Source organism: Caballeronia sp. GAWG1-5s-s, from assembly GCF_023631445.1.
Lineage (GTDB): Bacteria > Pseudomonadota > Gammaproteobacteria > Burkholderiales > Burkholderiaceae > Caballeronia.
This window is the reverse complement of the sequence record NZ_JALQDC010000001.1, coordinates 1-19,130: the sequence shown is the minus strand read 5'-3', so window position 1 is coordinate 19,130 and position 19,130 is coordinate 1. Positions and strand designations below refer to the sequence as shown.

The following is a 19,130-nucleotide window of genomic DNA, read 5'->3' as shown; positions in this document are numbered from 1 at the left end:
GCGAGCCGCTTCAGGGCGACACGCGCGACGCTGGCGACGCTTTGCGCGCTTTCGATGACCGCGCCTGCCGCGCATGCAGCGATGAACTTCTGCGCCGCGCCGGCCATGCAGACGAGCGAGCGCACGAATGCCGATCCCGGCGTGAAGGCGCTGGTGAACGCGGTGCAGGCGCACGTCAACGAGACGCCGAAGGCCCGCGCCACGCTGCACACCGAAGGCACGTTGCCGCACGAAGGCATCTATGACCAAAGCGTCGAAGCGGAGAAGGACCTCGACCTGATGCGCAATGCCGCGCTCGCCTGGCGCGCCACGGGCAACGAGCGCTATCTGCGCCTCGTCGACCGCTTTCTGCTGGCGTGGACCACGACGTATCAGCCGAGCTTCAACCCGATCGACGAAACGAACTTCGAATCGCTGATCCTTGCGTACGATCTGACGGCGAGCGCGTTGCCAGTGAAAACGCGCAACGCGGCCAATGCGTTCATCGCGAAGCTGGTGAACGGTTACGTCGCGGATATCGACAAGCAGCCGCGGCCGCTCAAGGGCACGTACCGGAACAACTGGCAGAGCCATCGCGTAAAGCTGATCGCGATGGGCGCGTTCACCATCGACGACCGCAAGATGATCGACGCGGCGCAGCGGCTTTTTGTCGAGCATATCGGCGACAACATCGCGCCGGACGGTTCGACGGTCGATTTCGCCGAGCGCGACGCGCTGCACTATGTCACCTACGACTTGCAGCCCCTCGTGACGGCGGCGCTCGCGGCGCGGCGGCACAACCGCAACTGGCTGCCGGAGCGCGCGCCGACGGGCGCGACGCTCGCCGGCGCGCTCAACTGGCTGACGCCGTACGCGCTCGGCACGAAGACGCACGACGAGTTCGTGCATTCGAGCGTCGCCTTCGACGCGAAACGGCGCGAGGCCGGCTTGCCGGGCTACTCGGGCCAGTGGGACCCGAAGAACGCGGCGGAGCTTTTTTATCTGGCGGCGCGTCTCGACGGCCGCTATGCGCCGGTGGCGCTGCGGCTCGCGCCGACGCCGCCCGCGTGGCTCGCGGTCTGTCTGCCGCTGCCGGCGCGGTAACTTCCAATTGCAGGAGCAGTCATGGCAGTCAGCGTTTTCGATCTCTTCAAGGTCGGCATCGGACCTTCCAGCTCGCACACCGTCGGCCCGATGCGCGCCGCACTCATGTTCGCGCAAGGGCTCGAACGCGACGCGCTGCTGGACGCGGTGGCATCGGTCAAATGCGAGCTGTACGGCTCGCTCGGCGCCACGGGGAAGGGCCACGGCACGGATCGCGGCGTCATGCTCGGACTCTTGGGCGACGCGCCGGATACAGTGGATGCCAGCACCATCGTGCCGCGGCTCGAAGCGGTGCGCGCAACGAAGACGCTCGCCTTGCTCGGCAAGCACGAAATCCCGTTCACGGTGAAGGACAACATCGCGTTCTATCGGCAGGCGCTGCCCGAGCATCCGAACGGCATGAAGCTCTATGCGTTCGATGCCAGCGCTCAATTGCTACGCGAATCGACATATCTCTCGGTGGGCGGCGGCTTCGTCGTGACGGCGGGCGCGCCGAATACGGCGGTGCTCACGGCGCACGCGCAATTGCCGTATCCGTTCCAGACCGGCGACGAACTGCTGAAGATGTGCGCCGAATCCGGCAAGTCGATCGCGCAACTCATGTGGGACAACGAGTGCGTCTGGCGCAGCCCCGATGAAATCCGCGCGGGCCTCTTGCATATCTGGAGCGTGATGCAGGATTGCGTCGCGCGCGGGTGCGGCATCGGCAATCCGGATGCGGAAGGGCATCTGCCGGGACCGTTTCAGGTCAAGCGCCGCGCGCCGCAGCTTTATCGCGCGCTGACGGGACGGCCCGAGCAGGCGTTGCGCGACCCGCTTTCGATGATCGACTGGATCAACCTGTACGCCATCGCCGTGAACGAAGAGAACGCGGTCGGCGGCCGCGTCGTGACGGCGCCGACCAATGGCGCGGCGGGCATCATCCCGGCCGTGCTGCATTACTACGACCGCTTCGTGCCGGGATCGAATGCGCAAGGCGTGATCGACTTCCTGTTGACGGCGGCGGCCATCGGCATTCTGTACAAGATGAACGCGTCGATATCGGGCGCGGAAGTGGGATGCCAGGGCGAAGTGGGCGTCGCGTGCTCGATGGCGGCGGGCGGCCTCGCGGCGGTGCTCGGCGGGACGCCTGCGCAGGTGGAGAACGCGGCGGAGATCGGCATGGAGCACAACCTCGGGCTCACGTGCGATCCGGTGGGCGGCATGGTGCAGATTCCGTGCATCGAACGCAACGCGATGGGCTCGGTCAAGGCCGTGAACGCGGCGCGCATGGCCATGCGCGGAGATGGCTCGCACTACGTGTCGCTGGATTCGGTCATCAAGACCATGCGCGAGACAGGGGCCGATATGAAGACGAAGTATAAGGAGACGTCGCGCGGGGGGTTGGCGGTGAATATTGTGGAGTGTTGAGTTTTTGCTGTGCGCTGGCAGGCGTTCCGTCCTGCGAGTGCAACATTTCTTGTACTGAGCGCGCGGCGTCGGTTCGAGCGGCTAGCATGGTCGGAGCCAAAACGAATCTATCGACCGCATCCTCGATGCCTGTCTGACGATGACTGCGCGCCGCTCAATGCGTCGGTAGCAATACCTGAGAGAAACGCATTGAAACCGAAGGACCTTGCCGCGCACAGGGATGCGTGTAAAACGCTCAACGGTTCCCCGAAGTTCCGGCCAATGGTCAAGCAGCGATGGCCGAAGCCCTTCAACAAGATGGCTCGGCCCCGCGTTCAGGCGACCGACCTCATTCCAGTTTCAGCCGATCACGCCGTGCTTTTCCTTTGGCGCGATGGCGATCAACTCGAAGACCGCTCGTTTTACGGACACCTGGTCTGCACAATGCCGCGTGGCGACATATACCCGCTCTTCGAACTGCATTACCATCCGAGTCACAAGGGGTTGCACTGCAAGCTGCCCTGCAATACGTCGAGCGATTACACAAATCGCTTGTTGCCCGGCGCACCCGAACTCGACTTGAAGCTGCCGAGACGCTTTGACCCGCGTGCCGCCACTGACCGTGCCGCGCTTATCGTATTCTTTTGCAACGCTGTAGGCATAACCATCTTCAACGATCAGGACGGACAAGGCGATCTATTGTGCTAGCAGACCCGCTCAAACAAACGCTCTGCTCTTTGTTCGAAGTGCACGCCGATACAAACGGCGTGCAGCGAATCGTGACGCCGTTGCAGTACCCGGGAACGGGGGATCAGGTGGTCGTGCGCATTCGTCCGTCTCAGGGCGGCTATTCGATTGATGAAAACGGAGAAGCCTGCTTCAACGCAGGCATGATGGGCGGGGAAGTGGAATCGGGCGCCGTGGAACGCTGGTCGCAGGAAATCGCGCAGTGGAGTCCCGTTCGGCTGTGCGAGGACGAAGTCATCCGCGCCTCGACCTCAGACGAACGTCTTCTTGCGCCTTACGTCTTTCGCGTGGCCGAGGCGGCACAGCAGCTTTTCGCGGTCGCGACATCCCGCGTCGAGCGTCAGCAGTCAAGCGATTTCAAAGGACGGCTCACCCGCGCGATCGCGGATATCGCCGCCGAGTTCGGGCTCGAGCACCGGTCGGAAGTCGAATTGCCGATTTCCGGCGGGCTTGTTGCCGATCATGTCATCGAGACGCCGACGCCCTCCATCGTCATCGCCGCGACTTCGGCCAAGCGGCTGCTGGAAGGCGAACTCATTCACCTGCAATATCGTGCCGAGAAACTTCCGGGCTCCGTGCTGGCCATTGCGGAAAGTCAGTTGGCGGTCGGCAAGACGGAGTTCGAGCGCGCCAACTACTACACATGGAAGACGGTCGTTTTCGACGCGCGCAATCTTCGCAGTCTCATCGGCTCCGTCCTGCATTGAGACGGATGCTCACGCCCCAATCAAATTAACCACCTTCACATTCCGCGTATCCGGCACTTCCGCATAAGACAGCACCTTCAGTTGCGGCAAGCTCCGGCGCAGGAACCGCGCGAGCATCGCGCGCAGCGAATGCTGCACGAGCAGCACCGGCGGCAATCCCAGATTCTGCTGGCGCATGATCGCGTTCTGCGTCGAGTTCATCAGCGTCTGCGCGAGTCCCGGCTCCAGTCCCGGATTCGGCCCCGTCGATAGCGCCTGCGACAGCACGCGCTCCAGCGTCGGATCGAGGCCCATCACCTGCAAATCGTCGGCGCCCGGATACCACTGTTGCGTGATCGCGCGACCGAGCGCGAGACGCACCGCCGACGTGAGTTCGTACGGATCCGAGATGCGCGGCGCGTGTTCCTGCAACGCGTCGAGAATCGTGCGCATGTCGCGGATCGGCACGCTTTCGTCGAGCAGATTTTGCAGCACCTTCTGCAGCGTCGTGAGGGAAAGCGTCTTCGGCACGAGGTCTTCCGTGAGCGACGGCGTGTCCTTGCCGATACGCTCCAGCAGCGCCTGCACTTCCTGTCGGCCGAGCAGTTCCGCGGCATGCGTGACGACGAGGTGATTCAAGTGCGTCGCGACCACCGTGCTCGCATCCACCACCGTATAGCCGTAGACCTGCGCCTGTTCGCGCATGTTCGTTTCGATCCACACCGCCGGCAAGCCGAACGCGGGATCGGTCGTCTGCGTGCCCGGCAGCGCCGCCGACACCTGACCCGGATTGATCGCGAGCCATTGGCCGGGGAACGCCTCGCCCACGCCGACTTCTACGCCCTTCAGCGCAATGCGATACCCGTTCGGCCGCAATTCCAGGTTGTCGCGAATATGGATGACCGGCGGCAAAAAGCCGATTTCCTGCGCGAACTTCTTGCGAATGCCCTTGATGCGCTTCAGCAGTTCGCCATCCGCGTTGCGATCCACGAGCGGAATCAGGCGGTAGCCCACTTCGAGCCCGAGCGGATCGATGAGCGCCACGTCTTCCCAGCTCGCCTCGGCGTTCTCTGCCGATGCCGCCACGGCCGATGCGATCGGCGTGACATCCGTGATCGCGCTCGTCTTCTTGTTCGCGGCGCGCTTGTTCATCGTGCGCGCGGCGTAAATGAGCCCGCCGCCCAGCAGCATGAACGCGAAGTGCGGCATGCCCGGAATCAGTCCCATCACGCCGATGATCACGCCGGTAATCATCAACACGCGCGGGTTCTGGAACAACTGGCCGGTCAGCTGCGTGCCGATGTCCTCTTCGGTCGCGACGCGCGAGACGATCACGCCCGCCGCCGTCGAAATGATGAGCGACGGAATCTGCGCGACGAGGCCATCGCCGATGGTAAGCAGCGTGTAGTTGGTCGCCGCGTGCGCGAAGTCCATGTCGTGCTGAAGCATGCCGACGATCAGGCCGCCCACCACGTTGATGACCATGATGAGCAAGCCCGCGATGGCGTCGCCGCGCACGAACTTGGACGCGCCGTCCATCGAGCCGTAGAACTCGGCTTCCTGCGCGACGCTCTGGCGGCGCTTCTTCGCCATGTCCTCGTTGATGAGACCGGCGTTCAGGTCGGCGTCGATCGCCATCTGCTTGCCGGGCATCGCGTCTAGCGTGAAGCGCGCGCCGACTTCCGCGATACGTCCCGCGCCCTTCGTGATGACCATGAAGTTGATGATCATCAGGATCACGAACACGACGATGCCGACCGCGAAGTTTCCGCCGACGAGAAAGTGCCCGAACGATTCGATCACCTGTCCAGCCGCGTCCGGGCCGGTATGGCCTTGCAGCAGCACGATACGCGTCGACGCCACGTTCAGCGACAGGCGCAGCAGCGTGGAGAACAAGAGCACGCTCGGGAACGCCGCGAAGTCGAGCGGCTTTTGCGTGTACATGCTGACGAGCAGCACCATCACCGACAGCGCGATGTTGAAGGTAAACAGCAGATCCAGCAGAAACGCCGGCAACGGCAGAATCATCATGCCGAGAATCATGCAGATCAGGATCGGGCCGGCGAGCGCCCGAATGTTCTGCGTGCCCAGCGCGTCGGGGCGTTTGGCGAAAAATCCTGCGCGCGCGTTCATGCTGCGGCTCCCTTGTCAGTGTTACCGTCGTTCAGGGCTTCGGCAGCTTCCTGATCGGCGTCGGCGTCGGATACGCCGCCTTTGTCCAGTTCCTTCGGAACGTCGAGATCGGTGGGATCGTCCGGCTTGATGCCGCCGTCTTCCTTGTAGCGCTTCAACTGGTAGACCCACGCCAGCACTTGCGCGACCGCGCCGTACAGCGCGCCCGGAATCTCCCGGTTGATCTCCACGTTGTGATACAGCGCCCGCGCGAGCGGCGGCGCTTCTAGCAGCGGCACGTTGTTCTCGCGGCCCAGCTCGCGGATGCGCGCGGCCACCAGATTCACGCCCTTGGCGACGACGCGCGGCGCGCGCATCTCGCCGTCCGTGTACTTCAGCGCGACGGCGAAGTGCGTCGGATTGGTCACGATCACGTCGGCGGTCGGAATGGCCTGCATCATGCGGCGGCGGGCGGCTGCGCGCTGCTGCGCGCGGATGCGGCCCTTCACGTGCGGATCGCCTTCGTTTTCCTTGTGCTCGCGCTTCACTTCTTCCTTGCTCATGCGCAGCTTCTTCGCGTACGACCACATCTGATACGGCACGTCGACGGCGGCGACGAGAAACAGTCCGCCGATCGCCATGCCGCAGCACACGACGATGAGGTGCATGGCGTCGGCGAGCGCGAGACCGAGCGGCTTTGTGATCAGTCCGAGCACTTCGGCCTTGCGGCTCCAGATTTCCCAGCCCGCCACGCCGCCGACGATGAGCGTCTTCAACACGGACATGCCGAGCTGGATCGGGCCTTGAATCGAAAAGATCTTGCCGAGCCCGCTGATCGGGTTGAGGCGGCCGAAGTTCGGCGCGAGCGGCTTGGTGGTGATGAGCCAGCCGCCGAGCGCCATGGGCGCGGCGAGCGCGGCGAACGCGGTCATCGCGAGCACGGGCAGCACGGCGAGCATGCCTTCCTTGCTGGCGTTGGCCGCGCCGATCATCGTCTGGCGCGTGTCCAGCACCACGTCGTGATTGAACGTGAAGGCGTTGCGCAGGATCGACTGCAAGTGTCCGCTGATGGACCCGGACAACGCCAGCACGCCGAAAAATCCCGCCGCCAGCAGCGCGAACGACGCGAATTCCCGCGAGCGCGCAACCTGGCCTTCCTCCCGCGCCTTTTCCAGGCGCTTGGGAGTGGCTGATTCGGTTTTTTCGAGATCGCTTTCTTCTGCCACTGCGTGCTCCGCTTCGTGCTTCGTTGCCCACGGCATGAAGCCGCTTTCTGATGCAAACGATTATTGCGGAAGGCGTCGAGTGGCTATCGGGGGATTAAGTCGGGGAAAGGGGGGTTAATCGACGGATAAACGAAAACGGCGCGCGACCTCGTGCAAGGTCGAGCGCCGCAATGAGACGAATCGGCAAGACGATCAAACGCCCGGCACGCGCCCGTCCGGGCCGTAGAACCCGGCCTTCGACGGCGCGACCTGCAAGGCGGCGAGCGCCTTGCGGTTGTATTCCATGCGCGTGCGGATCAGCACGCCGTTGTTGTTGTTGCCCTGTTTCGCGCGCCGGGCGGCGGCGCAGAGCAGCTTCCATTGCTCGGCGATGCGGGTATCGGCTTCGGCGGCGGCTTCCATGCCGGCGAATCCGCCGGAAAAACCGAGCGCGTTCAGATGCGCGTCGCGCTCTTTTTCGAGCCCGCTGATGCGCTCGGTCAGCGCCGTCTTCTGGCCGATGATTTCCGGCAGCGCGGCAAGCGGCTGCGCGGCGATCAGGGCTTTTTCCTCGTGCTCGAGGAGGGCTTCGAAGGCCTGAACGGCGGCGACTTCTTCGGTGACAGTGGCAAGCAGGGCGTCTCTCATTGCAGCTCGCTAAAAACGCGGTTCATAAGCGCCGCCCGGCTCCTGTCCACTTCGCGCGCCGGGACGTTGCCCGGGCCGTTGCGTTCAGCCGCCGGTCGGCGGGGTTCTCGTTTGCAGCAGGTCGCGCGCGGTGCTCAAAATGCCGTCGGCGATCTTGCTGGTGTCCATCTTCAGGCTGCCGTCGCGAATCGCGGCCTTGATCGATTCGACCTTCGCCGTATCGATGTCCGAGCCGTTCGACGCGCGCAGGTCCGACGACAAGGTCGACAGGCTGACCGTCGACTGGCCGGCGCTGGCGCCGTTCGCTTGCGCGGTCGGCGCGGCAGTCTTCGCATCGCCTTGCGATGCACGTTGCAGCCCGTCTTGCAGGCCGCTCAAAGAGGTGTTGCTATTCGATTCGATTTTCACGATGTCCATTCCCGAACGTGTTGAGTCCTTTATCGGCGGTGGCTTTGAAAAACTTTACCCTGCCGGGGAAGGCGCAACCTGCTCGGTGCCTGGTCATCTGCCGCTCTGCCTTGTCCCACAAGGCTTTGACGGGTTTGCAACAAATTGCAACAGAACGTCTGGTGCCGCACACAAGCCCGCTTACATGCGGACTTCCACCGTCTGACTGTCCTTCACGATGCCGGTGATGATCTGTCCTCCGGCCGTCTTCACGCGAACTTGCTGGCCGGGCGCGGCGTTGTTCATCGCGCTGCCATCGGCGGAAATCGAGAAGCCGCTGCCGTCGGCGACCACGTGCACCGTCTGGCCGATCGCCACCGAACTCGCGGCGCGCAGCATGTCCGTGCGCAGCGGCAAGCCGGCCGGCACGCGCGACAACGCCACCGCGCCGACCGCCTGCGACGGATCCGTGACGACGGCTTGCGGCATCGCCGTGAGATCGCCGTCTCGGGCGACGAGGTCCGCGCTCGCGAGCACTTCGCCCGGCGCGATGGCGCGCGCGGCGGTGTAGTACGTCGCGTTGATGGAGACGCGCGCCTGCACATACAGCGTCCACGGCCGCTCGCCGACGCAGCGCACGCCCACGGTCACGCGACCCCACAGACGCGCGCCGGTCGGCATGAACGGATCGAGCGCGGAGCAGGGCGCGAGGCCGCGCGGGAAGACCGGCGTCACGGTGATATCCACCTTGCCGGGCAAGCCCGCTGCCTGCTGTTGAAGGAACGCGAGCGCGGCGACGCGGATGGATTCGCCGTCCTGCGCAGTCGCGGCGGCTGACGGCGTTTGCGCGGCGGCCGGCGCCGGCGAGAAACTCACGCGTTTCATCGGCGAGGCGGCGGCAGCGGCGGCCGAGTAATTAGCGGGGCGAATCGGCGATGCAGCGGCGGCCGCGATCGGGCGCGCGCCAGCGGCGCCGGGCGTCGCGTCGTCGCGCGTGACGACGACCGGCATCACGTCGCGCGATGCGATCTGCCTTGCGCTGGTCGCGCCGGTCGCGCTGGCATCGCCGCGCGAGACGGCGACGGGCGCCTTCGCCGACGTGGCCGCAGCGGGCTTCGCATCGCCCGGACCCGGAACCACGATCAGGCCGCCTGCGTCGTCCATGGCGTCGTCGGCGGCTTCGGCGCGCGCTTCCAGCGCGAGCGCGGCGTGGCGCATGGCGGCGTCGGCGGCGCTCGTCGCGGCGCGATAGCCCGAGGCCCGCGCGATGTCGGCCACAGGAGCGGGCGTCGGCGCGGGCGAGGCTGCGGCCACGGACTTCGACGAGCCGAGACTCTTCGCCATTTCCGCGACGGCGGCGGGATTGGTCTCCGCGTTGCCCGGAATCGCGATCATGCCGTCGCTCTGCTGCGCGAACGCGCTCGCCGCGAAGCCGAGCATCAGCGACGCGCCCGCCACGCCGCGCGCCGCTGCACGCGCGCCGCGCTTCATCGCGCTTGCACGCATCGCAACGTTCGACGACTGTCTGGCGCACCTGCTCATCACTGCTCTCCTCGCCGCCGCGTAGCTAGCGACTGCGTACCTGAAGGGATCGGGCCGCTCGCTGCGGCCACTCCGTGCGGTCGCGGCCATGAAAACGCCGCTTCCCACTCTCGACGCAGATTCTAGATACGCCGGGCCGCGCTCAAGCCTCGAATAGAGGCCGCGTTTCCCGGTTATTCATCGGATTAGTTATTGCGCGCCGCTCCTAAGATGCGTGTCATGCAAAAACCCCCCAGCGATTGGGCGGGGACAGGCGACAACCATCCCCGACGGGACCGGAGAAGAAACGAATGCTAGACAGACTCGACAAGGAACTCGCGTTCGGCCGTGAGGCGCTCGATGTGCGCGCTTACCGGCAGGAACTGCTGTCGTCGAATATCGCGAACGCCGACACCCCCGGCTACAAGGCGCGCGATGTCGATTTCTCGACCGCGCTCGCCGGGGCGCTGAAGAAGGACGGCGCGTCCGCCACGGCCTCGAACACGGCGACGCTCAAGATGGCGCAGCCGGTCTCGGTGAGCACGAGCGGTTCGCTCGCCGTGACCGCGAAGGGCCACATGTCCGGCACCTCGACGCTCACCGCGTCCGGCGGCTCGACCGACGACTACGGCCGCCTCGCGTATCGCGTGCCGAGCCAGCCCTCGCTCGACGGCAACACCGTCGATCTCGACGCCGAACGCGTGCAGTTCGCGGACAACGCGCTGCATTTCGAAGCCGGAATGACCGTGATGACCTCGCAGATCAAGTCGATGTTGTCCGCCATCACGTCCAACAGTTAAGAAAGCCATGCCTTCATTGATGAACATTTTCAGCGTCGCCGGTTCGGCGATGTCTGCTCAGGCCCAGCGCCTGAACGTGACCGCGTCGAATCTCGCGAACGCGGACAGCACGACCGGTCCCGACGGCCAGCCGTACAAGGCGAAGCAGGTCGTCTTCGCCGTCGATCCGCTCGGCGGCGCGAAAAGCGGCTCCGGCCAGCAAGTCGGCGGCGTGCAGGTGACGGGCGTGATCGACGATCCGAGCCCGATGAAAACCAGCTACGACCCGACCAACCCGGCGGCCAACGCGGACGGCTATGTGACGCTGCCGAACGTCGATCCGGTGCAGGAAATGGTCAACATGATTTCCGCGTCGCGTTCCTACCAGGCGAACGTCGAGACGCTCAATACCGCCAAGCAATTGATGCTCAAGACTCTGACCATCGGAACCTGAGGAATCCAACCGTGACGACGAACACCACCATCGGCAGCAACGGCACCACGGTGTCGCAGACGCTGCTGGACACCATGAACGGCACGAAGAGCGCGTCCAGCTCGTCGACCAGTACCAGCGGCACGGGCGGCACGTCCGCTTCGGATCTGCAGAACACGTTCCTCACGCTGCTCGTGACGCAGTTGAAGAATCAGGACCCGACCAATCCCGCCGACAGCTCGCAGATGACCTCGCAGCTCGCGCAGATCAACACGGTGACGGGCATCGGTCAGCTCAACACGTCGCTCAGCTCGCTCGCGACGCAGCTTTCCGCAGGCCAGTCCACGCAGGCCGCCATGCTGATCGGCTCGAACGTGCTCGCGCCGGGAAACAGCATGACGGTGTCGAGCGGCGCGTCGTCGACGTTCGGCGTGCAGCTCGCCAACGACGTGAGCGACCTGCAGATCGTCGTGAAGGACAAGTCCGGCAACATCGTCAACACGTTGGATCTCGGCGCGCAAGGCTCGGGCGTCGTGCCGGTATCGGGCTGGAAGCCGGTCGACTCGAAGGGCGCCACGCTCGCCGACGGCACCTACACGATCACCGCGCAAGGCACGATCAACGGCCAGCAGGCGACCGCGACGACGCTGTCGGCCTCGCAGGTGCAGAGCGTCGTGCAAATGACGGGCGGCACGCCGGGCCTGAAGCTGTCCAACGGTTCGACGGTCGGGCTGTCGAGCGTCGCTTCGATTCTTTGATTCCACTTTCCTTTGACGCCGGGATGCGCCCGGCGAAGAGATAAATCATGAGCTACCAACAAGCACTGAGCGGCCTCGGCGCCGCGTCGAGCGACCTCGACGTGATCGGCAACAACATCGCGAACTCGAACACCGTCGGCTTCAAGCAGGGCGCCGCGCAGTTCGCGGACATGTACGCGAGTTCGATGGCGACGGCCGTGTCGAACCAGATCGGCATCGGCACGCGCCTCGCGGAAGTCCAGCAGCAGTTCTCGCAAGGCACGATCACGACGACCAACCAGGCGCTCGACGTCGCGATCAACGGCAACGGCTTCTATCAGCTGTCGAACAACGGCTCGACGGTGTATTCGCGCAACGGCGTGTTCCATCTGGACGACAGCGGCAAGATCGTCAACTCGGCGGGTCTGCAACTGATGGGCTACGCGGCCGATTCGGGCGGCGTCGTCAACAGCGCGAGCACGGTGCCGCTTTCCGTCCCGACCGCGAACATCGCGCCGACGGCGACGAAGACGATTACCGCTGCGTTCAACCTGAACTCGCAGGACAGCAACAACGCGGCGAGCAGCTTCGATCCGGCCAACGGCAACACGTACAACGCGTCGACTTCCGTGGATGTGTACGACACGCTCGGCGGCACGCAGAAGGTGTCCGTGTACTTCACGAAGACCGGCACCGGCTCGTGGGAAGCGTTCGCGGGTTACGGCGACCCGGTCTCGCAGAAGACCGACCTCGGCGCGGTGACGTTCGATTCGTCGGGCAACATGACGAGCGGCTCGAAGTTCACGTTCACCATTCCGAACGGCGCGGACCCCTCCGGCGCGACGACGCAATCGTTGACGCTCGATCTCTCCGGCACCACGCAGTACGGCGCGAAGAGTGGTCTCACGAACCTGCATCAGGACGGCAACAGCACGGGCGAACTGACGGGCTTCACCGTCGGCACCGACGGCATGCTGACCGGCAACTACTCGAACGGCGAAACGAAGGCGCTCGGGCAAATCGCGGTCGCGAACTTCAACAACCAGAACGGCCTGCAGAACCTCGGCGGCAACGTGTACGCGCAAACGGCCGCTTCGGGCGCGCCGCAAGTGGGCGTGCCGGGCTCGACGAACCACGGCACGCTGCAAGGCGGCGCGGTGGAAAACTCCAACGTCGATCTGACGAGCGAGCTCGTGAATCTGATCACCGCGCAGCGCAACTATCAGGCGAACGCGCAGACGATCAAGACGCAGCAGACTGTCGACCAGACGCTGATCAATCTGTAATCACCGTCCGCACGCACTAGACGCATCAGGAAAGAAGGAAGCGATTCATGGACCGTCTGATCTACACCGCGATGACCGGCGCAAGCCAGTCGCTGGAACAGCAAGCTGTCGTGGCGAACAACCTGGCGAACGCATCGACCACCGGTTTCAAGGCGCAACTCGCGGCGTTCCGTCAGGTGCCGATGTCGTTCGAGAACCAGTCCGCCGACGGCACGACGCGCACTTTCGTGCTCTCGTCGACGCCGACGGCGGATTACTCGGCCGGCCCGATCCAGCAGACCGGCAATCCGCTCGATGTCGCCGTGCAAGGGCCGGGCTGGCTCTCCGTGCAGACGGCGGACGGCGGCGAGGCGTACACGCGCGCCGGCAATCTGCACGTCGACCAGAACGGCCAGCTCGTTACCGCGAACAACCTGCCGGTGCTCGGCAACGGCGGCCCGCTATCGGTACCTCCGGGCGCTGAAGTGACCATCGGCAAGGACGGCACGGTGTCCGCGCTGATTCCGGGCGATCCGCCGACCGCGATTGCGACGGTGGATCAACTGAAGCTCGTCAATCCGGACCCGGCCACGCTCTCGCGCGGCGACGACGGTCTTTATCGCACGGCGTCGGGAGACCCCGCCGATGCGGACCCGAACGTGGTCGTGGCCGGCGGCGCGCTCGAAGGCAGCAACGTGAACCCGGTCTCCGCGATGGTCTCGATGATCACCAACGCGCGCCAGTTCCAGATGCAGACGAAGCTCATGGAATCGGCGGACCAGAACGAACAATCGGCCAACAAGCTGCTCAACTTCTCCTAAGCGGCCTGCAAGATACTAGGACAACACAGACATGAATCGCTCTCTCTATATCGCCGCGACCGGCATGAATGCGCAGCAGGCGCAGATGGACGTCATCTCGAACAACCTCGCCAACGTGAGCACCAACGGCTTCAAGGGCTCGCGCGCCGTGTTCGAAGACCTGCTGTACCAGACCACGCGCCAGCCGGGCGCGAACTCGACCCAGCAAACCGAACTCGCCTCGGGCGTGCAGCTCGGCACGGGCGTGCAGCAAGTCGCAACGGAACGCCTCTACACGCAGGGCAACTTGCAACAGACCGGCAACTCGAAGGACGTGGCCATTAACGGGCAGGGCTTCTTCCAGGTGACCATGCCGGACGGGACCACGGCATACACGCGCGACGGCTCGTTCCAGACCAACGCGCAGGGCCAGCTCGTCACGTCGAGCGGCTATCAGCTGAATCCGGCTATCACCATTCCGACCAACGCGACGTCGATCACCATCGGCTCGGACGGCACCGTGTCCATCACGCAACCGAACTCGACGGCCGCGACGAACGTCGGCTCCATTCAGCTCGCGACCTTCATCAACCCGGCCGGTCTGGAAGCGCGCGGCGAGAACCTGTTCTCCGAGACGGGCAGCTCCGGCGCGCCGAACGTGTCGCAGCCGGGTCTGAACGGCGCGGGCACGTTGCAACAGGGCTATGTGGAAGCGTCGAACGTGAACGTGGTGCAGGAACTGGTCAACATGATCCAGACGCAGCGCGCGTACGAGATCAACAGCAAGGCCGTGACCACGTCCGACCAGATGCTGCAAACGCTTTCTCAGATGCAGGTTTAACCCTCTTTTCAACGGATGAAAACGCAAGGGATGGCGTCACACTAACGCTTCATTCAGCTTCATACGAGTCACCAAGATGTCGCCCACTCAAATCTTCACGCGTGCAGCGGTTGCCGCACTCGTCGCCGCGCTCGGCGCATGCGGCCTCGTGCCGAAGGAGCCGATCGTCCAGCAGCCGATGACCGCGCGTCCGCCGCAGCCGCCCAGCGGCGGGCGCTCGCCCGGCGCGATCTACAACGCGGGCTACGCGGGCCGGCCGCTCTTCGAAGACCAGCGTCCGCGCAATGTCGGCGACATCTTGACCATCGTGATCTCGGAAAACGTGAACGCGACGAAGTCGTCCGCGGCGAACACCAATCGCGGCGGCTCCGGCTCGTTCTCCGTGCCGACGACGCCCGGCATCTTCGGCGGGCTCTTCAACAACACGAACCTCTCCGCGACCGGTGCGAACAAGTTCACGGCGGCGGGCGGCGCGAGCGCGGCCAACACGTTCAGCGGCACGCTCACCGTCACCGTCACCGAAGTGCTGCCCAACGGCAACCTGATGGTGAGCGGCGAAAAACAGATGCTCATCAACCAGGGCAACGAATTCGTGCGCTTCTCGGGCGTCGTCAATCCGACGACCATCTCGGGCAGCAACACCGTGTACTCCACGCAGATCGCCGACGCGAAGATTGAATATTCCGCGAAAGGCTATATCGACGAAGCGCAGAACATGGGCTGGCTGCAGCGCTTCTTCCTCAACGTGGCGCCGTTCTGATCATGAATCCGCTTCTCCGTTTCGTTTCGTTTTCGCTCGCGGCCGCGCTCGTGGCCCTGACCTCCGCGCAGCACGCGCACGCCGAGCGCCTGAAAGACCTCGTCTCGTTCCAGGGCGTGCGCGATAACCCGCTGATCGGCTACGGCCTCGTCGTCGGGCTCGACGGCACGGGCGACCAGACCATGCAGACGCCGTTCACCACGCAGAGCTTGACGAACATGCTCGGCAACCTCGGCATCACGGTGAACTCGGCGACGACGCAGAACATGCAGTTGAAGAACGTCGCCGCCGTGATGGTGACCGCGACGCTGCCGCCTTTCGCGCGTCCCGGCGAAGCGATCGACGTCACGGTGTCGTCGCTCGGCAATGCGAAGAGCCTGCGCGGCGGCACGCTGCTCATGTCGCCGCTCAAGGGCGCGGACGGCCAGGTGTACGCGATGGCGCAGGGCAACCTCGTCGTCGGCGGCGCGGGCGCGAGCGCGAACGGCAGCAAGGTGCAGGTGAATCAACTCGCGGTGGGCCGCATTTCGGCGGGCGCCATCGTCGAGCGCGCGGTGCCGACGGCGTTGCAGCAGCAAGGCGGCGTCTTGCAGATGGAACTGCGCGAGATGGACTTCGACACGACGCAGCGCATTGTCGCGGCGGTGAATAACCAGTTCGGCATGGGCACGGCGCTCGCGCTCGACGGCCGCACCATTCAGCTGCACGCGCCGCAAGACGCGAGCGAGCAGGTGCAGTTCATGGCGCAGTTGCAGAACATCGACGTGCGTCCGGCGCAGGCCGCCGCGAAGGTGATCCTGAACGCGCGCACCGGCTCCATCGTGATGAATCAGATGGTCACGCTGCAGAACTGCGCGGTCGCGCACGGCAATCTCTCGGTCGTCATCAACACGCAGACGGCGGTGAGCCAGCCGAACGCGCTCTCGAACGGGCAGACCGTGGCGGCGAAGCAGTCGCAGATTCAGCTGAAGCAGGACAGCGGCGCGCTCAAGATGCTCTCGGCCGGCGCGAATCTCGCCGATGTCGTGAAGGCGCTCAACGCCCTCGGCGCGACGCCCGCCGACCTGATTTCGATTCTCCAGTCGATGAAGGCGGCAGGCGCGCTGCGCGCCGACCTCGAAATCATCTAAGGAGCCCGGCACATGAACTCGAACCTGACGAGCGGCATCGCCAACTCCGCGCTGGCATCGACCGATGGAAGCGGTGGCCTCGCGAATCTCACGAACCGCTTCGCGCTCGACACGCAGGGCTTCGACGCGCTGCGCGCGCAGGCGCAGGCCAATCCGCAGCAGGGCCTGAAGGCGGCCGCCAAGCAGTTCGACGCCGTCTTCACGCAGATGATGCTAAAGAGCATGCGCGACGCGACGCCGTCCGACAGCCCGTTCGATTCCAACGATTCGAAGTCTTTCACCGCGATGCTCGATCAGCAGTTGTCGCAGCAGATGTCCTCGAAGGGCATCGGCGTGGCGGACATGATGCTCAAGCAGCTGATGCGCAACGCGGGCGGCAAGACCGACCCGGGCGGCATGGGCGGCGGCGCCAACGCAATGACCGCGATTAACGCGATGAGCGGGCTCTCGGGCGGCGGCGGCGATATCGAATCGAACGCGGGCAACATCGCCGCGATGAACGCGATGGCGAAAGCCTACGCGGCCGCGCAGGCCAACAAGAACGGCGCGTCGCTCTCGGAAGGCAAGGGCTATACGGCGGCCAGCGCGCTCGAACCGCCGGCACACGGCGTGGGCTCCGACAAGGTGAATGCGTTCGTCGAGCGGCTGGCTGCGCCCGCGCAGGCGGCGAGCGCGGCGACGGGCATTCCGGCGCGCTTCATCATCGGCCAGGCGGCGCTGGAATCGGGCTGGGGCAAGCGCGAGATCAAGCATGCGAACGGCGCGACGAGCCACAACATCTTCGGCGTGAAGGCGACGCCCGGCTGGACCGGCAAGACGGTCGATTCCGTCACGACCGAGTACGTGAACGGCCAGCCCAAGAAGGTCGTCGAGCGTTTCCGCGCCTACGATTCATACGAAGATGCGCTCAACGACTACGCGAGCGTCATCAAGAACAATCCGCGCTATGCGCCGGTGATCGAGGCGTCGCGCGACGTGGCGGGCTTCGCGCACGGCATGCAGAAGGCCGGCTACGCGACCGATCCGCACTACGCGAAGAAGCTGATTTCGATCATGCGACAGATCGCCTGACGACGCGCCGGCGTGGTGCGTCGCGCAAGCGCGAGGGGACTTTGTGTCCAGCAAACGTTTTACGTCGGATGGGACGGCGCACCACATAAGAAAGTTGCGAGCGCCCCTAAACTTTCCAAGAGGCATGCCGCTAACCCGAAGACGACAGTGCCGGATCGATAGCGGTCCGGCGAGCCGCGCGGCGTGGGCCGCAGGCGATGCGCGGGCAAAATGGACACGGCTAGCACCATGAATAGTTATCAGAAACACGATGTCGCCGAGGAAGACAGCGACCACGAAGTGGATTTCGGACGCCGCAATCCGCTGGAAATTGGCGTGGCGCTGCGCAATCTGGCCAATCGCGGCGATTTCCTGACCGCGCAATACGGCGACGCGCAGATCGTCACGCGACTCCTCGATGTCGATGTGACGTCGCACCGCTTCACATTCGATTGGGGCGGCGTCGCGGAGCAGAACCGCGACGTGCTGCAAGCGCCGAAGCTGATTTTCCACGCGGCGCCGGATGGCGTGCGCGTCGAGTTCACGACGGCCACGCCGCGCGAGACGACGTTCGACGGCCGACCGGCTTTCGAGGCGGAATTTCCGTCGGTGCTGTATTACATGCAGCGCCGCGAATACTTCCGCGTGGAAGCGCCGGTGCTGGACCCGTACATTTGCAGCGGCTCGCTGCCGGGCGGCGACCGGTTCCGTTTCGAGGTGCATGATCTGTCTTTGGGCGGCGTGGCGCTGCGCACGACCGACGCGCGCGTGGCCGACATGGAACTGGGCGTGGAAATTCAGGATGCCGAACTGCACTTCACCGCGACGGGCAAGGTGACGCTCGATATGAAGCTGGTGTCGCATCGCGAGTCGACTACGCTCAAGGGCGACCGGCGGTTCACGCTCGGGTTCAAGTTCACTTCGATGCCGGGGTCGGCGGAGAATACGCTGCAGCGGCTCATTACTCAGCTTGAGATGAAGCGGCGGGCTTTAGCACGGTAGGGTTGTTTGCCGTTTGCTTGGAACCGCAAGTTGGACCGCTTTTTTGCTCTTCTAGCGTTGCTGTCTCTCGGGGCGTGGGCTTTCTCTTCGTGGAACTTGTTTTCGCGTCGGTCTATTAGCGTTGCCCCTCCCCGGGGCGGGGGTCACTTTCTTTGCTGCTGTGTATAGACCGGAGACACGGGTAACAGGTGTGTCAGGACATAGGTAACACATTCAACTGCTTCTGCTGCGCTCTTTCAAGTCGACCGTATCGATTCGATGATGAAGGAAGTACACGTCATAACAGCCGTCGATTTCCGGACACGCCCGCAGGGCGATCGGCAGGTTCGCCAGTGCGCTTGAGACTCGGAAGCGTCGCGACCGGAAACGCACCTCGCCGTTGAGCCCGACGCGAACCACCGCGTCTGCGTCCCCGTATTCGATCGGCGGCATGCGCTCCGGATACGCTCGCGGGCTGGGTCGATAGCGCGAAATCGGTGTGGCCATGTCCAGCGCCTGATGCGGCCGCTCGTGGTTGTACACCTGGCGCCACGCGTCAAAGGCTTGCTGGGCGCT

At 64.7% G+C, this 19,130-nt stretch carries 20 protein-coding genes; 13 read left to right on the top strand and 7 right to left on the bottom strand.

Annotated elements, in window-relative coordinates:
* Positions 1 to 54 precede the first annotated feature (54 nt).
* Positions 55 to 1,083 carry an alginate lyase family protein gene (locus tag NCR34_RS00100; RefSeq protein WP_248322359.1) on the top strand — a complete coding sequence of 343 codons (1,029 nt, stop codon included), beginning with the start codon at positions 55 to 57 and terminating at the stop codon, positions 1,081 to 1,083.
* 21 nt (positions 1,084 to 1,104) lie between these two features.
* Positions 1,105 to 2,493 (top strand): L-serine ammonia-lyase, encoded by a 1,389-nt coding sequence (locus tag NCR34_RS00095; protein WP_248320720.1) that lies wholly within the window; start codon positions 1,105 to 1,107, stop codon positions 2,491 to 2,493.
* Between the two features lie 339 nt (positions 2,494 to 2,832).
* Here NCR34_RS00095 and NCR34_RS00090 read toward each other — a convergent pair whose 3' ends face one another.
* On the bottom strand, positions 2,833 to 3,162 hold the full coding sequence (locus tag NCR34_RS00090; RefSeq protein ID WP_248320719.1) for a hypothetical protein: 330 nt from the start codon (positions 3,160 to 3,162) through the stop codon (positions 2,833 to 2,835).
* A 56-nt stretch (positions 3,163 to 3,218) separates the two neighbouring features.
* Between NCR34_RS00090 and NCR34_RS00085 the strand changes: the two genes are divergently transcribed.
* Positions 3,219 to 3,926, top strand: a complete 708-nt coding sequence (locus NCR34_RS00085) for a hypothetical protein (protein WP_248322358.1) — start codon at positions 3,219 to 3,221, stop codon at positions 3,924 to 3,926.
* 9 nt (positions 3,927 to 3,935) lie between these two features.
* On the opposite strand, the gene flhA is transcribed toward NCR34_RS00085, so the two are convergent.
* The 5 genes from flhA to flgA all read right to left on the bottom strand — a co-directional run bounded on the left by flhA (position 3,936) and on the right by flgA (position 9,799).
* Positions 3,936 to 6,038: a flagellar biosynthesis protein FlhA gene (gene flhA, locus NCR34_RS00080; protein ID WP_248320718.1), complete on the bottom strand. Its 2,103-nt coding sequence runs from the start codon at positions 6,036 to 6,038 to the stop codon at positions 3,936 to 3,938.
* The gene (gene flhB / locus NCR34_RS00075) at positions 6,035 to 7,243 is read right to left on the bottom strand and encodes a flagellar biosynthesis protein FlhB (protein ID WP_248322357.1); all 1,209 of its coding nucleotides are present in this window, start codon (positions 7,241 to 7,243) and stop codon (positions 6,035 to 6,037) included. Before flhB ends, flhA begins: the two co-directional genes overlap by 4 nt.
* Before the next feature lie 192 nt (positions 7,244 to 7,435).
* Positions 7,436 to 7,870, bottom strand: coding sequence for a flagella synthesis protein FlgN (locus NCR34_RS00070; RefSeq protein WP_248320717.1), 435 nt, complete (start codon positions 7,868 to 7,870; stop codon positions 7,436 to 7,438).
* 84 nt (positions 7,871 to 7,954) lie between these two features.
* Positions 7,955 to 8,278: a flagellar biosynthesis anti-sigma factor FlgM gene (gene flgM, locus NCR34_RS00065; protein ID WP_248322356.1), complete on the bottom strand. Its 324-nt coding sequence runs from the start codon at positions 8,276 to 8,278 to the stop codon at positions 7,955 to 7,957.
* Positions 8,279 to 8,458: 180 nt separating this feature from the next.
* Entirely contained in the window at positions 8,459 to 9,799 is a 1,341-nt protein-coding gene (gene flgA, locus NCR34_RS00060) for a flagellar basal body P-ring formation chaperone FlgA (RefSeq protein ID WP_248320716.1), read from the bottom strand.
* Between the two features lie 290 nt (positions 9,800 to 10,089).
* Between flgA and flgB the strand changes: the two genes are divergently transcribed.
* The 10 genes from flgB (at position 10,090) to NCR34_RS00010 (ending at position 18,575) form a co-directional block, all read left to right on the top strand.
* Entirely contained in the window at positions 10,090 to 10,578 is a 489-nt protein-coding gene (gene flgB, locus NCR34_RS00055) for a flagellar basal body rod protein FlgB (protein WP_248320715.1), read from the top strand.
* Positions 10,579 to 10,585: 7 nt separating this feature from the next.
* Positions 10,586 to 11,011 (top strand): flagellar basal body rod protein FlgC, encoded by a 426-nt coding sequence (gene flgC / locus NCR34_RS00050; protein WP_175938568.1) that lies wholly within the window; start codon positions 10,586 to 10,588, stop codon positions 11,009 to 11,011.
* A gap of 11 nt (positions 11,012 to 11,022) precedes the next feature.
* Positions 11,023 to 11,748, top strand: a complete 726-nt coding sequence (locus tag NCR34_RS00045) for a flagellar hook assembly protein FlgD (RefSeq protein WP_248320714.1) — start codon at positions 11,023 to 11,025, stop codon at positions 11,746 to 11,748.
* A 47-nt stretch (positions 11,749 to 11,795) separates the two neighbouring features.
* Complete coding sequence (gene flgE, locus NCR34_RS00040) at positions 11,796 to 13,013, top strand: flagellar hook protein FlgE (protein WP_248320713.1); 1,218 nt, start codon at positions 11,796 to 11,798, stop codon at positions 13,011 to 13,013.
* Between the two features lie 47 nt (positions 13,014 to 13,060).
* Entirely contained in the window at positions 13,061 to 13,813 is a 753-nt protein-coding gene (gene flgF / locus NCR34_RS00035) for a flagellar basal-body rod protein FlgF (protein WP_175938563.1), read from the top strand.
* 31 nt (positions 13,814 to 13,844) lie between these two features.
* Positions 13,845 to 14,633 carry a flagellar basal-body rod protein FlgG gene (flgG, locus tag NCR34_RS00030; protein WP_175938561.1) on the top strand — a complete coding sequence of 263 codons (789 nt, stop codon included), beginning with the start codon at positions 13,845 to 13,847 and terminating at the stop codon, positions 14,631 to 14,633.
* A gap of 76 nt (positions 14,634 to 14,709) precedes the next feature.
* On the top strand, positions 14,710 to 15,393 hold the full coding sequence (locus NCR34_RS00025) for a flagellar basal body L-ring protein FlgH (protein WP_175938559.1): 684 nt from the start codon (positions 14,710 to 14,712) through the stop codon (positions 15,391 to 15,393).
* A 2-nt stretch (positions 15,394 to 15,395) separates the two neighbouring features.
* Positions 15,396 to 16,523: a flagellar basal body P-ring protein FlgI gene (locus NCR34_RS00020; RefSeq protein ID WP_248320712.1), complete on the top strand. Its 1,128-nt coding sequence runs from the start codon at positions 15,396 to 15,398 to the stop codon at positions 16,521 to 16,523.
* Between the two features lie 12 nt (positions 16,524 to 16,535).
* Entirely contained in the window at positions 16,536 to 17,594 is a 1,059-nt protein-coding gene (gene flgJ, locus NCR34_RS00015) for a flagellar assembly peptidoglycan hydrolase FlgJ (protein ID WP_250498807.1), read from the top strand.
* Between the two features lie 228 nt (positions 17,595 to 17,822).
* On the top strand, positions 17,823 to 18,575 hold the full coding sequence (locus NCR34_RS00010; protein WP_248320710.1) for a flagellar brake protein: 753 nt from the start codon (positions 17,823 to 17,825) through the stop codon (positions 18,573 to 18,575).
* Positions 18,576 to 18,788: 213 nt separating this feature from the next.
* On the opposite strand, the gene NCR34_RS00005 is transcribed toward NCR34_RS00010, so the two are convergent.
* Positions 18,789 to 19,130: integrase core domain-containing protein (locus NCR34_RS00005; protein WP_250498805.1), on the bottom strand; the 342-nt coding region annotated here is incomplete at its 5' end.